The sequence below is a fragment of the Nevskia sp. genome, assembly GCF_023266035.1.
Classification (GTDB): domain Bacteria; phylum Pseudomonadota; class Gammaproteobacteria; order Nevskiales; family Nevskiaceae; genus Nevskia.
The window spans coordinates 2688-15192 of the sequence record NZ_JAHFRY010000026.1 but is presented as its reverse complement, the minus strand read 5'-3'; the positions used below and the strand labels follow the sequence as shown (position 1 = coordinate 15192).

Below are 12505 nucleotides of genomic sequence, written 5' to 3'. Positions count from 1 at the left end.
CCAAAAACGGAAACCGCAGCATGCAGATCATCGACATCATGAAAGCCGGCCCGGTCATGCCGGTCATCGTGCTCAGCGACATTCGCCACGCCGTGCCGCTCGCCCAGGCCCTGGTCGACGGCGGCGTGCGCGTGCTCGAAGTAACCATGCGCACGCCGATCGCGCTCGACTGCGTGCGCGCCATTCGCCAAGCAGTGCCGGATGCCATCGTCGGCGTCGGCACCGTGACCAGCCCGGACGATGTGCTCGCCGCGATCACCGCTGGCGCGCAGTTCGGCGTCAGCCCGGGTGCCACGCCGGCACTGCTCGATGCGATCAACAAGTCCGGCCTGCCGTTCCTGCCCGGCACGATGACGCCGAGCGAAGTGCTGGCCGCGCGCGATGCCGGCTTCCGCGCGCTGAAGCTTTTTCCTGCGGCGCCCGCCGGCGGCATCCCGCTGCTGAAGGCACTGGCTTCGGTGTTTTCCGACGTGCTGTTCTGCCCGACCGGGGGCATCGATGCCGCCAGCGCCCATGGCTATCTGGCGCTGCCGAATGTCGCCTGCGTCGGCGGCTCCTGGCTGGCGCCACCGGCGATGGTCGCTGCTGGCGACTGGGCGGGAATCACTGAACTGGCGAGGGCTGTGGGCCGGCTGCGCTGATCGCCAAAGGCGTAGCGATGATTTTTCGTTCAGCGTGATTGCTCTTTATTGGTGCGATTACTTTATTTGGGTGGGGAAGGCGGAACTCGTCAGTAATTAGTCAAAGCATTGTTTTGTCTTCATTAATCTCGATGATTTGAACGAAATCAGCTGAACTTCTGTTGTCAGCGGCAGTCAATGCACTGAAACTGTGCGGACACTGCACCATGAAGAAGCTTCCCGCCCTCGTTGTTGTCATCCTCGCGCTGCTGATGCAGTTGCGGGTGGTGTACGCCTGCGAAGCGGTGGGATTCGGGGCAGCCGAGCCCTGCAAGCTGCACGCTCTGGTTGCCGACCCGCAAGGCGAAGCGCCGCAGGATCGCGGCTCGTCCTGCGACGTCGCGCTCGATCTCGCCAGCCGCAACCCGCGTCAGACGGACGATCAGGACGCCCTGGCAGCACAGCTGACCGATCCCCAGCCGGTCCACCTGCCGGCCGCCTGGCCGCAGCCTCAGGCCACGGCTTCACTGCAGCATCGCCCGCCGATTCCACGAATACCGCGCGCCCGCCATGCGGCGGTGGTATCGCCGGGCTCCCTCACCTACCTCGTCACGGCACGTCTGCGGATCTGAGTCCGGGCCGGTACGGCATCGGGCTGCCGTATCCGGCCGTGGTCTCGTGCCCGATGGCTTCCCTGCCATCACTCGAAGGGTTTGGCTTTTCCTTTCGTCCGAGACGAGGTACACCTCATGTCCATCAAACAATTCCTGACCATCGCCGCGCTCGCGGCAGTCATCACCGCGCCCTCCGCCATGGCCAACGACTGGCAGAAAACCAAGCATCACTGGCTCTATCCGACCACGGACAACGCCGTGCCGGCGCCCGAATCTGCCGACACCAAGCCGGCCGCGGGTTCTATCGAGGCCTGGCAGCAGGCCAAGCATCCGGCGCTGTTCGCAACTGACGGCAAGGCGGTCGCCGCGGCCGATGGCGTCGAAGCACCGAAGCTGGATTCGATCGAAGCCTGGAAGCGCGCGAAGTTTTCGCACCTGCAGAAAACCACCACGCGCTGATCGCGGTTTGTAGTCTGGTTGGTCATCCTCGGGAAGCCGCCCGCCTTGCGCGGGCGGCTTTTCTTTTGGAGAACCGTCTCAGAAGGCTTCCTTGTACGGCCGCAGATCCAGTTCCTGGGTCCAGGCTGAACGTTGCTGGCAGTGCAGCGTCCAGTAGTTTTCGGCAATCGCATCGACATCGAGCAAGCCATCGTTGCCAGCCTTCTCGATGTAGCCGGGAAGCGCGTTGCGCAGGCGATCGCCGTCGACACCGCCATCGATCAGCACATGGGCAATGTGCAGGCCTTTCGGTCCGTATTCGCGCGCCATGCTTTGCGTGATCATCCGCAGCCCGGCCTTGGCGGCGGCGAAATGCGCGAAGCCCGGCTTGCCGCGCAGGCTGCCCGAAGCGCCGGTGAAGATCACCGTGCCACGGCCGAGCGGCAACAAGCGCCTCGCTGCTTCGCGGCCGACCAGGAAGCCGGCATAGCAGCCGACGCGCCAGAAATCCTCGAACTGAGCCGCGGTCAGTTGGGTGAAATCGATGATCGCGTTGTTGCCGGCGTTGAACACCACGGCATCGGCCGGCTCGAAGCCGGCACCGGGCGACATCGCCTGATCGAACAGGCGGATCACGTCGGCCTCCTGGGTGACATCGGTGGGTACCGCAGTCGCACTGCCGCCGGCAGCGACGATCGTCGCCACCACCTTTTCGATCTTCGCGGCCGTACGCCCGGCGACCAGCACGTGATGACCGGCGCTGGCGAAGCGGCGGGAGACTGCGGCACCGATGCCTTGTTCAGCGCCGACACCGATGACCACGGCAGTCGGGCGGCTCATCGGGCAATTCCCATCGGGTAGGGCAGGGGCAGGTTCATGGTGGCGATCCTCAGGCGAAAACAGCGGACGCCGAGCATGGCAAGGCCGGCGCTGGAATGCAGGCTAGGGCTTGCCCGCGGCGGCTTGCGCGGCTTGTACGCCAGCCGTCTAATCGCTGCTTGATAACTAACGACAGTGGTCCGACTTAGGTCTGCTGCACCTTCATCTGGGAGAAAGCAGTGAGCCGCTATCTGTCCTTCGTCTACGGCGTGGTCTGCTACAGCCTGTTCTTCGCCGTGTTCCTCTATCTGATCGGCTTCCTGAACGATGTCGTGGTGCCGAAATCGGTCAGCAGCGGCGAGCCTGGGCCGATGGCAACAGCGCTGATCGTCGACCTCGGACTGATCGCTCTGTTCGGCGTCCAGCACAGCGTCATGGCCCGGCCCGGCTTCAAGCGCTGGCTGACCCATTTCATGCCGCAGGTGGTCGAGCGCAGCAGCTATGTGCTGGCGACCAACATCGTGCTGATCCTCACCTACCTGTACTGGCAGCCGCTGCCGGGTGTGATCTGGCAGATCGACAACGCCACGCTGGCGATGGCGCTGTACGCACTGGCCGCGCTGGGCTGGCTGATCGTGCTGATCTCCACCTTCCTGACCAACCATTTCGACCTGTTCGGCCTGCGTCAGGTCTGGCTGAATCTGGTACGCCGCAGCTATACGCCCATCGCGTTCAAGGAGCACTTCTTCTATCGCTGGATTCGCCATCCGATGATGAGCGGCATCTTCATCGCCTTCTGGGCGACACCGGTGATGACCAGCAGCCATCTGCTGTTCAGCCTCGGCATGTCGATCTACATCTTCATCGGCGTGCACTTCGAGGAAAAAGGTCTGAAGGCCGAACTGGGCGAGCCTTACCGCGATTACGTCGCTCGGACGGGGCGGTTCCTGCCGGGCATGTAGACAGCCGATGTCCTCGGTTCCTGGTGGGTTCTAAGGTCCGGTCGGCCTTTCGAGGGTCCGCAGCTGCTGGGCAAAACCCAGCAATTCGCTTGCATTGAGATCGGACACGGCCCAGTAGTCCATACCGTCGATGCTCCAGCGGGCAATGTTGTAGCCGGCACGCTTGCTGGTTTCGGGTGAGGTTGCCCTGCGATCCGGCACAGGCCAGACGAACAGGTTGATGACGTGCTGCCGTCGGCGATAGTCGAGCGCGGCCACCGGTCGGTGGTTGATGTAGTCGATGCGTCCGCCGGCGAGTGGAAACCCTTCGGCGGCGAGATCGTGAACCGGAGGCGAGAAATCGAGCTTGCCGGTGAACCAGGGTTTGACCGTGTGCTGATCGGTCGAGACGATGTCGTCGAGGTGCGCCACCATCAGTGAGCGCACATGGCCGGCAACGACTTCGTCGGTCAACGCCGACTGCCGCTGCAGGCTCATTAGCACCAGATTGACGCCAACCCCGATGACCAGCGCCGCGGCCAGCGCCGTGGCCCAGACGGAACTGCGGCGACGACGGTCGGGCAGCGTCGGAATCTGCCGGGCGGTCTGCTCCGGATTCCCTGGTAGTTGCGCATTCAGCCGCGCGCGCAACAGCGCGGGTGCCGGGTAGTAGGTCGCGCCGTGCCGCAGCGCCGCCGTCAGCTCCTGCTGAGAGCGATGGGCCGCCCGGCAGTCCGGGCAGCTTTCGAGATGGGCCTCCAATGCCAGGCCGAGCGTCAGATCGAGCTCGCCGTCATTGAATGCGGAAAGCAGTTCCTGCGCTTCGTCACAGTTCATCGTCTTCATCGTTGCTCCATCGCTTCGATGCTGCGCCGAAGCTGCAACCGCGCCCGGGACAGTCTCGACATCACGGTGCCCATCGGAATTCCTGCGATCTCGCTGATCTGCCGGTACGACAGCTCCTCCAGTTCACGCAGCACCAGGATCTCGCGGTGCTCGATCGGCAGCTGCTGCAAGGCGGTTTCGATCAGTTGCTGCTGGCCTGCTTGCAGCAGCAGCTGTTCGGGGTCGAGTCGATGCATGGGTCTGCCTTCGTCGTCGTCATGAAGACTGTCGAGCCGATCGTCGTATTCCACGTGGATCGATGAAAAGCGGTTCTGCTCGAGCCAGCTGTAGCAGGTGTTGCGGACGATGGTCAGCAGCCAGGCGCGGCCATCGCCGCCGCGAAAGCCGTCGAAGAAGCGGAACGCCCGCAGGTAAGCCTCCTGCACCACGTCGTCGGCGTCATGCGGATCGCGTGTGAGCCATCGGGCCAGGTTGTAAGCGGCGTCGAGATGCGGCGCTGCCATGGCGGCAAAGCGGGCGGCAGCGCTGTCATCGATCAAGAAAAGACTCCGCCACGATCCGATATTCCAAGCAGCGAGTACCGCATGTCCCGACCGTTTATTCCGTCGGCGACGAAAAATTTCGCCAGGAATATTCCTGCGCTGCCGACGGTATGCATCAGGCAGTCCGCACTGGACATGGCTCTCACTTGAAAAGAGGAATTCGACATGCAGAAGAAAATGGATCGCCGGCAGTTCATCAAGCTGACAGGGTACGGCGGCGGCGTGGTTTTCGCCTCCGGATTGGCAGGGTTCGGAACCCCGGCATTCGCCGCTCGCAAGAAACCGCCCGCAGCTGCGGAAGACTTCTATTTCGTCCAGCTTTCGGACACCCACTGGGGTTTCAGCAATCCGGCTGTCAATCCCGATTTCGAGGGCACCTTGAAGAAGGCGATAGCCGAGGTCAATGCGCTCGCCACGCCGCCGGATTTCATCGTCTTCACGGGCGATCTGATACAGACCACCGACGACCCGGCCGTGCGTCGGCAGCGCATGAGCGAATTCCGCGACATCGCCGCCGGGCTGAACGTCCGCAACATCCGCTATCTGGCCGGCGAGCACGATGCCGCGCTCGACAATGGCAAGGCGTTCAGGGAGTTTTTTGGCGAAACCCATTACAGCTTCGATCACAAGGGCGTGCATTTCATCGCGCTGGACAACGTCTCCGACCCGACTGCCAACCTCGGCGAAGCGCAGCTCGCCTGGCTCGCCGCCGATCTGGCCGGACGGGACCGGGAGCAGCAGATCGTCGTGCTCACGCATCGGCCGTTGTTCGACCTCGCGCCGAGCTGGGATTGGGCGACTCCGGATGGCGGCAAGGCCGTCGACCTTCTGCTGCCGTTCGAATACGTCACCGTCTTCTATGGGCACATTCATCAGGAAAATCACCACATGACGGGGCACATCGCCCACCACTCCGCACAAGGCCTGATGTGGCCGCTGCCGGCGCCCCTGTCGGTGCCGAAGAAGGGCCCGATTCCCTGGGATTCAGCCGCCCCGTACAAGGGCCTGGGCTTCCGCGAAGTGAAGGCCGGGCACGAGGGCACTTCGCTGAGCGAGCTGCCGGTCAAGGCCTGAGGGAGACGCCGATGAAAAGATCCATTCAGCCTGTGGCGGCGGGTCTGCTGGTGGCCGCAGCCGGGGCCTTCGGCTTTACTGCTGGCTGGGCCAGCGATCCCCCGGTGCAGAAGATCCGGATGGTCAAGGTTTCCTCGAAACGCTACGAGTTCATTCCGGCTCAGCTCACCTTGAAGAAGGGGGAGACGGTGGACATCGAACTCAGCACCGAGGACATCGTCATGGGCTTCAGCGCGCCGGAACTGAAGCTGCGAGCCACGATGGTGCCGGGTCAGGTCAGCCATCTGCGGCTGACGCCGCAGGAGGTGGGCCGCTTTGATTTTCTCTGCGATGTCTTCTGTGGCGCAGGCCACGAGGACATGAACGGTGCGATCACCGTCGTCGAATGACCGACGCGACGCGCTGTCATCAGCCCGTGTCAGCATGGCTGCATGAAAGCCCTCGATTCACTCCGGGTCGAATCCGGTGCGCTGATGGCGCTGCGCCTGTTCGACATCGCCTACGCGATCGATCTGGCCAAGGCCGAAGCGATCTGGGCGGCCCAGGTGCGCACCGGCAGCAGCCGCAGCCAGCTGAGCATGACGCCGGCCAAGGCGGTGGCCTTCGAGGTGCCGCCGGTGCTGCTGAGCCTCGAAGGCATCAGCCTGACGCTCGAAGGCCAGGTATTGCCGGTGGTGGTGAGTGCCCGGCTCTACGATTTCGGTGTGGTGACCCTGATGCTGCGCATCGCCGTCACCGATCTCGACTGGCAGGACTACAGCCGGCTGGCCAATGCGCTCGATGATGCCGTCGGCCCGGAAGCCGGCAACGCGCTGTGGCAGAACCTGCTCGAACCGCTGCGGCAGATTCTGGCACCGGCCTTGATCAGGCCCGGCGAATCGACGATGCAGGAGGACTACCTGCTCGGCATCGTCCATCGCTGGAGCGAGCCGCTGACGGCGGCGGAACTGCAGGAGCGGGTCGATCTGGTGCCGCTGCTGTCCGGCGAGCGGCGCAAGCTGTCTGAAGGCGCGCGCCGCGATCTGCTGCGTCATCGCTATTCGTACTACGAGGATGATCTGGTCGTGCTGACCTGGGATCGCGCGTTCATCTACGAGCCGCGCAAAGAGACTGACGTTGCCGATGTCATCGAAGTCGCCAACGCGCAGCTGCTGGAACTGCGCTACTACGACGGCCTGCTCGATGACGAGCTGCCGCGCATGTACGACCTCGTCGAAGCCGAACGCAGTTCAGGCGGCATCTTCAATCTGCTGGCACCGCGCCGCTTCGCCCGTTTGGCCCGGCGTCTGCACACATTGGTGGCCGAAGTCACCGAGATCACCGAGCAGGTCGACAACGCGCTGCAGGTCACCGAAGACGTCTACCTGGCCCGCATCTACTCGGCGGCGCTGGACCAGTTCCGCGTCGCCAATGTCACCGCCGCCGTCAATCGCAAGCTGGCGATTATCCGCGAGACCTATACCGCGCTGTACGACGAAGCTTCCGGCGCTCGCGGTGCCTTCATGGAAGCGGCCATCGTGCTGTTGATCATGCTCGAATTGGGGCTGGCCCTGCTCAGGCACTGATCCTACGGTCGAGCAGACACTTGCGGATTGCGAGGCTGCAGAAAGTCTCAGAACGCTCGGCAGAGTCCAGATCGCTGCCGAGCTTTGTCTTTGAGTCCTGCGACGCTCAGTTATGCGTGACCGTCAGTGCCGAGTAGACGACTTCAGCATTGCCGGTCGCTTCCTTGGTGGTGTTCTGCACGTAGTTGCCGGCCTTGAAATAGAACCTGGAATTGCTCCAGTTCGCGCGCATGTCCCGGGTGTTGAGAAGTTGGCCGTTGACCTTGGTGGTCATGATGCCATCGGCCATCTTCAGCTCGTAGGTGAACGATTCCTTCAGGGCCATTTTGATCTTCGGCGAGATGCTGTAGCCGTTGCGCGTCGGCGAATCGTTGTAGATGGCGTAGACGACAGTGCCTTCGGCGCTCGATGACGAGAACTGGAGTTTCAGCGGCGGCGAATTGGAATTGAAGACGTGGATCTGGGCGACGATGGTCTTGACCGGCGCGCCGGAAACTTTCGCTTTCGGCAGCTTGGTGACTCTGACGGTGCCGGTCTGGATGTGCGTTCCTTCAATCGACCAGTTGTCGCCATCCTTGCCCAGGGTCAGCTGCTCCCGTAGCTCGGAGCGAACCGTGTCGGTGCTTTTGGTCTTGCCGCCGCCGTTGACCGGAGCCCAGAAGACGGTTTCACCATTGGCTGCTGAATAGCCTTCCGAAGTCTTCTGGCCGGCCTTGGTGGCATAGAAGTACGACGACGAGTAGGTATCAAGCTCGGATGCCTGGATATCGTCCGCTACGCCATCCTTGTTGGCGTCCACCGGCAAGGTCAGCTTCCCGTAGTTCTGCCAGCGGACGGTGCTGACGGCGGGCGTCGGCTTCGGCTTGGGTTTCGGCTTCAATAGCCCCGAGGACTCCATCTGGGCGAGGCCCAGAACTGGAAACAGCATGAGGGTGCTCCACGCGAAGGCCCTGCAGACGCTTTTCATTCAGAAGATCCCTGGATTTTTATAAATGGTTGAAGGGCCTTGAAGGGCCGCATCATTCAACGGTGCAGCGCTCAAACGACATCGCCCCGATGTGACATTGCAGTCACCCAGCTGCGCAACATCATCGGCTCGGGCGATGCGCCCGAGCCGAATACGGCTGATCTCTCATGAAGGAATGACCTCGTCTGATCGCCAAACAGACAGGATCATTTCCGAGCGTTGAGCACCCCACTCAACGCGTTGAGGTGAAGCCGGGAATTTTCGATTTATTTGCAGGCGTCTGACTTCCCGTTGGCCATGTTAGCGGTTCCGGGCGTGACATACCCTTTTCGTCTAAGACATGAACTCCACCCGCACGTCCTCCTGGGACAGCAGCGGCACAACCACCGGTTTCACGTTCCAGATTTCATCGCAGTACTGGGCGATGGTCCGGTCCGAGGAGAAGATGCCGGAGCGGGCGCTGTTGAGGATCGACATCCGAGTCCAGTCTTCGGAGTCCAGATAGGCGTCACCGGCGCGGACGTGGGCATCGGAGTAGGAGTGGAAGTCGGCGAACAGGCAGTACGGATCGTGGTTGACCAGGCTGTTGACCAGCGGCATGAACAACTCGCTATCGCCACGGCTGAAATAACCTTGGCGGATCAGGCTCAGCACTTCCTTCAGTTCGGCATTGCGCTCGACCCAATCAGCGGGGCGATAGCCGCCGGCCTTGAGCTCGGCGACTTCCGCGGCGGTCATGCCGAACAGGAAGAAGTTCTCGGCACCGACCTGTTCGCGGATCTCGATGTTGGCGCCGTCCATGGTGCCGATGGTCAGCGCGCCGTTCATCGCGAACTTCATGTTGCCGGTGCCCGAAGCTTCCTTGCCGGCCAGCGAGATCTGTTCGGACAGATCGGCCGCCGGATAGATGCGCTGGCCATTGGTGACGCTGAAGTTCGGCAGGAATACGACTCGGAGTTTGTCGCGCACCGCCGGATCGCGATTGACGACGTCGCCGATCGCGGTGATCAGGCGGATCATCAACTTCGCCATCCAGTAGCCTGGCGCGGCCTTGCCACCGAAGATGAAGGTGCGCGGCGTCATCTCCAGGTTCGGGTTCGACTTCAGCCGGTGATAGAGCGCGATGATGTGCAGCGCCGACAGGTGCTGGCGCTTGTACTCGTGGATGCGCTTGACCTGCACGTCGAACATCGACGATGGATCGACGGCGACATTGCAGCGCTTGCGGATCAGATCGGCGAGATCGCGCTTGTTGGCGCGCTTGATCTCGCGCCAGCCGATGCGGAAACCGGCATCGTCGGCGTACTTCTCCAGGCCTTTCAGCTCGGACAGCTCCTTGACCCAGCCTTCGCCGATCGCACCGCTGATGTGCCGGGTCAGGCGCGGGTTGGCGAGCACGATCCAGCGGCGTGGCGTGACGCCGTTGGTCTTGTTGCTGAACTTCTCTGGCCACAGTTCGTGGAAGTCGTGCAGCACGTCGGCTTTCAGCAACTCGGTGTGGAGTGCGGCGACGCCGTTGATCGCGTGGCTGCCGACGCAGGCCAGATGGGCCATGCGCACATAGCGCTCGCCGCTTTCGTCGATCAGGCTCATCCGCGCGGCTTTTTCGCCATCGCCGAAGTAGCGGTTGCGCACTTCTTCGAGGAAGCGGGCGTTGATCTCGTAGATGATTTCCAGATGCCGTGGCAGCACTCGCTTGAACAGCTCCAGCGGCCAGCGTTCCAGCGCTTCCGGCAGCAGGGTGTGGTTGGTGTAGCCGAAGGTCTTGCGGGTGATGTCCCAGGCCTGGTGCCAGGGCAGGCCGTTTTCGTCGGTCAGCAGGCGCATCAGCTCGGCGACGGCGATCGCCGGATGGGTGTCGTTGAGCTGCGCGGTGAACTTCTCGTGGAAGCGTTCGAAGCCGATTTTCTGGCTCTTGAGGATGCGCAGCATGTCCTGCAGCGAGCAGGACACGAAGAAGTACTGCTGCGCCAGGCGCAACTCCTTGCCTTCAACGTGTTCGTCATTCGGATACAGCACTTTCGACAGGTTTTCCGAGATGACCTTCTGGTTCACCGCGCCCTGGTAGTCGCCACGGTTGAAGACGTCGAAGTCGAACGACTCCGGCGCTTCCGCTTTCCACAACCGCAGGGTGTTGGCGGTGTTGTTGCGGTAGCCGAGGATGGGCGTGTCGTAGGGGATGCCGTTGACGGTGCGGTTCGGCAGCCAGCGTACGTGCAGCTTGCCGGCCTCGTCCCAGCGGCTTTCGGTATGGCCGCCGAGCTTGACCTCGGCCGCCCATTCCGGCCGGCACAGTTCCCAGGGATTGCCGTAGCGCAGCCATTTGTCGGTCATCTCGACCTGCCAGCCTTCGACCAGCGTCTGGTGGAAGATGCCGAACTCGTAGCGGATGCCATAGCCGATCGACGGGATTTCCAGGGTCGCCAGCGAGTCGATGAAGCAGGCCGCCAGCCGGCCGAGGCCGCCGTTGCCGAGGCCGGGCTCCTCTTCCTGATAGAGCAGTTCGTCGAGGTTCAGGCCCAACTCGCTCATCGCCTTGCGGGCGTCGTCGAACAGCCCGAGGTTGATCAGGTTGTTGCCCAGATGCGGGCCCATCAGGAACTCGGCCGAGAAGTAGCAGACCGTGCGGGCTCCGGTCTTCTGATACTCGTTGGCGGTCGAGATCCAGCGCTGCAGCAGGCGATCGCGCACGGCAAAGGCGAGCGCCAGGTAGTAATCGGTCTTGGTCGCCAGCGCCGGAAACTTGCCCTGGGTGTAGAACAGGTGATGCAGGAAGGCGTGGCGCAAGCGCTGCACTGGGTCATCCGCAGTGTCTGTTTCGCGACGGCTGAATTCCTGCGGGGACTGGTCCGGCTTGTTCAAGGCTTCACTCCAAGTGTTGTTCGCCGCGATCGCTATGACCAGCAAAATTCGTGCTGATGGCAGCAGCGGCGAGTCGGGCCAGACCGATCAGCCCGGGCTGTGGGTGGATGATCAACTGCACGGGGATGGCCGCCAGCCATTGCTCGAAGCCGCGCTTGGCGCAGAAGCCATCGCGGAAGGCTGCGCGATCGAAGTCCTCACCCCAGGCGGGCACGATGCCGCCGGCGATCCAGACCCCGCCGCGCGCGCCGACGATCAGTGCGGCATTGCCGGCGACCCGGCCCAGCCAGCGCGCGAACATCTGCATCGCCGTCACGGCGACGGCATCGCCACTGCGGGCTGCGGCGACGATGTCCGGCGGTTCGAGCAACGGGCCGTCGCTCAGTACAGCGTGCAGTTTCGCGAAGCCGCTGCCGGACACCAGCGATTCGGCGCAGAGCGGCCCGTGGCTGGCACGCAGCTTCAGGAAGGCATCGACCTCGGCATCGTCGACCGGCGCCAGATCGACATGGCCGCCTTCGCCGGGCAGCACCACCCAGTCACCGTCATGAGCGATCAGGCTCGCCACACCCAGGCCAGTGCCAGGGCCGATGACCAGCCGCGCTGCTGCGGCGTGCTCGACACCGGTCTGGATCTCGCGCAGGTCAGTCGGCTGTAGGGCCGGCACCGCCTGGGCGATCGCCTCGAAGTCGTTGACGATGATCACTCGCCGCGCGCCGGTGGCCTTGGCGATCGCAACCGGATCGAGCACGCAGGGGTTGTTGCTGAGCGCGAGGCTGCCATCGTCGCGCAGCGGCCCGGCGCCACAGAGCGCGACGATGTCGACCTTGCGGCCAGCCAGCTGGCGCGACAGCAGCGCCGGCATGTCTTCGGGTGTGTCGTGACGGCTGAGTTCATCGAGACGGAAGCCATCGGCCGCCGATACTGCGAACGCCAGCCGCGTGTTGGTGCCGCCGACGTCGCCGACCAGCAACACCGGCGCCGGCGTGGCCGGCTCAGCCGCGATAGACACTGGGCGACACTCCTTTCCAGCGCTTGAAAGCGTGCGCGAAGCTGGCGCGTTCGGCGTAACCGAGTCGTTCGGCGACTTCATCCATTTTCATCCGGGCAGTGGACAGCAGTTCTTCGGCCAGCGCCTGACGGACTTCGTCGGCGAGGGCGCGATACGAGGAGCCCTCGGCGCTGAGCAGGCGGCGCAGGTGGCGGGAGGTCATGTT

The 12505-nt window shown here is 63.3% G+C and carries 14 protein-coding genes; 7 read left to right on the top strand and 7 right to left on the bottom strand.

Annotation, left to right across the window (positions count from 1 at the left end; genetic code table 11):
* The first annotated feature begins 20 nt into the window (after nt 1-20).
* From eda to Q0D45_RS05765, 3 genes are all read left to right on the top strand, one after another.
* Nucleotides 21-641 carry a bifunctional 4-hydroxy-2-oxoglutarate aldolase/2-dehydro-3-deoxy-phosphogluconate aldolase gene (eda, locus tag Q0D45_RS05775; protein WP_293389744.1) on the top strand — a complete coding sequence of 207 codons (621 nt, stop codon included), beginning with the start codon at nt 21-23 and terminating at the stop codon, nt 639-641.
* A gap of 206 nt (nt 642-847) precedes the next feature.
* A complete protein-coding gene (locus Q0D45_RS05770) occupies nt 848-1252 on the top strand; it encodes a hypothetical protein (protein ID WP_293389742.1) in 405 nt (134 codons plus the stop codon).
* A gap of 117 nt (nt 1253-1369) precedes the next feature.
* A complete protein-coding gene (locus Q0D45_RS05765) occupies nt 1370-1693 on the top strand; it encodes a hypothetical protein (protein ID WP_293389739.1) in 324 nt (107 codons plus the stop codon).
* Between the two features lie 78 nt (nt 1694-1771).
* Here the strand turns inward: Q0D45_RS05765 and Q0D45_RS05760 are convergent, their stop codons facing one another.
* On the bottom strand, nt 1772-2512 hold the full coding sequence (locus Q0D45_RS05760; RefSeq protein ID WP_293389736.1) for an SDR family NAD(P)-dependent oxidoreductase: 741 nt from the start codon (nt 2510-2512) through the stop codon (nt 1772-1774).
* A 218-nt stretch (nt 2513-2730) separates the two neighbouring features.
* On the opposite strand from Q0D45_RS05760, the gene mddA reads away from it, so the two are divergent.
* Nucleotides 2731-3453 carry a methanethiol S-methyltransferase gene (gene mddA / locus Q0D45_RS05755; RefSeq protein WP_293389733.1) on the top strand — a complete coding sequence of 241 codons (723 nt, stop codon included), beginning with the start codon at nt 2731-2733 and terminating at the stop codon, nt 3451-3453.
* A 30-nt stretch (nt 3454-3483) separates the two neighbouring features.
* On the opposite strand, the gene Q0D45_RS05750 is transcribed toward mddA, so the two are convergent.
* The gene (locus Q0D45_RS05750) at nt 3484-4278 is read right to left on the bottom strand and encodes an anti-sigma factor (RefSeq protein WP_293389730.1); all 795 of its coding nucleotides are present in this window, start codon (nt 4276-4278) and stop codon (nt 3484-3486) included.
* On the bottom strand, nt 4275-4817 hold the full coding sequence (locus Q0D45_RS05745) for a sigma-70 family RNA polymerase sigma factor (protein ID WP_293389727.1): 543 nt from the start codon (nt 4815-4817) through the stop codon (nt 4275-4277). The genes Q0D45_RS05750 and Q0D45_RS05745 overlap by 4 nt, the downstream gene beginning before the upstream one ends.
* 180 nt (nt 4818-4997) lie before the next feature.
* Here Q0D45_RS05745 and Q0D45_RS05740 point away from each other — a divergent pair, with 180 nt between their 5' ends.
* The 3 genes from Q0D45_RS05740 to Q0D45_RS05730 are packed head-to-tail and all read left to right on the top strand — an operon-like array spanning nt 4998 to nt 7459.
* A complete protein-coding gene (locus Q0D45_RS05740; RefSeq protein ID WP_293389724.1) occupies nt 4998-5894 on the top strand; it encodes a metallophosphoesterase in 897 nt (298 codons plus the stop codon).
* An 11-nt stretch (nt 5895-5905) separates the two neighbouring features.
* Nucleotides 5906-6283, top strand: a complete 378-nt coding sequence (locus Q0D45_RS05735) for a cupredoxin domain-containing protein (RefSeq protein ID WP_293389721.1) — start codon at nt 5906-5908, stop codon at nt 6281-6283.
* Between the two features lie 42 nt (nt 6284-6325).
* The gene (locus Q0D45_RS05730) at nt 6326-7459 is read left to right on the top strand and encodes a hypothetical protein (protein WP_293389718.1); all 1134 of its coding nucleotides are present in this window, start codon (nt 6326-6328) and stop codon (nt 7457-7459) included.
* Nucleotides 7460-7565: 106 nt separating this feature from the next.
* On the opposite strand, the gene Q0D45_RS05725 is transcribed toward Q0D45_RS05730, so the two are convergent.
* The 4 genes from Q0D45_RS05725 to Q0D45_RS05710 all read right to left on the bottom strand — a co-directional run.
* Complete coding sequence (locus Q0D45_RS05725; RefSeq protein WP_293389715.1) at nt 7566-8387, bottom strand: polysaccharide lyase family 7 protein; 822 nt, start codon at nt 8385-8387, stop codon at nt 7566-7568.
* Between the two features lie 372 nt (nt 8388-8759).
* Nucleotides 8760-11222, bottom strand: a complete 2463-nt coding sequence (locus tag Q0D45_RS05720; protein ID WP_366946358.1) for a glycogen/starch/alpha-glucan phosphorylase — start codon at nt 11220-11222, stop codon at nt 8760-8762.
* Nucleotides 11223-11292: 70 nt separating this feature from the next.
* Nucleotides 11293-12300 (bottom strand): ROK family protein, encoded by a 1008-nt coding sequence (locus Q0D45_RS05715; RefSeq protein WP_293389710.1) that lies wholly within the window; start codon nt 12298-12300, stop codon nt 11293-11295.
* Nucleotides 12284-12505 (bottom strand): helix-turn-helix domain-containing protein (locus tag Q0D45_RS05710; RefSeq protein ID WP_293389707.1); only part of this gene is annotated, 222 nt, incomplete at its 5' end. The genes Q0D45_RS05710 and Q0D45_RS05715, both read right to left, overlap by 17 nt.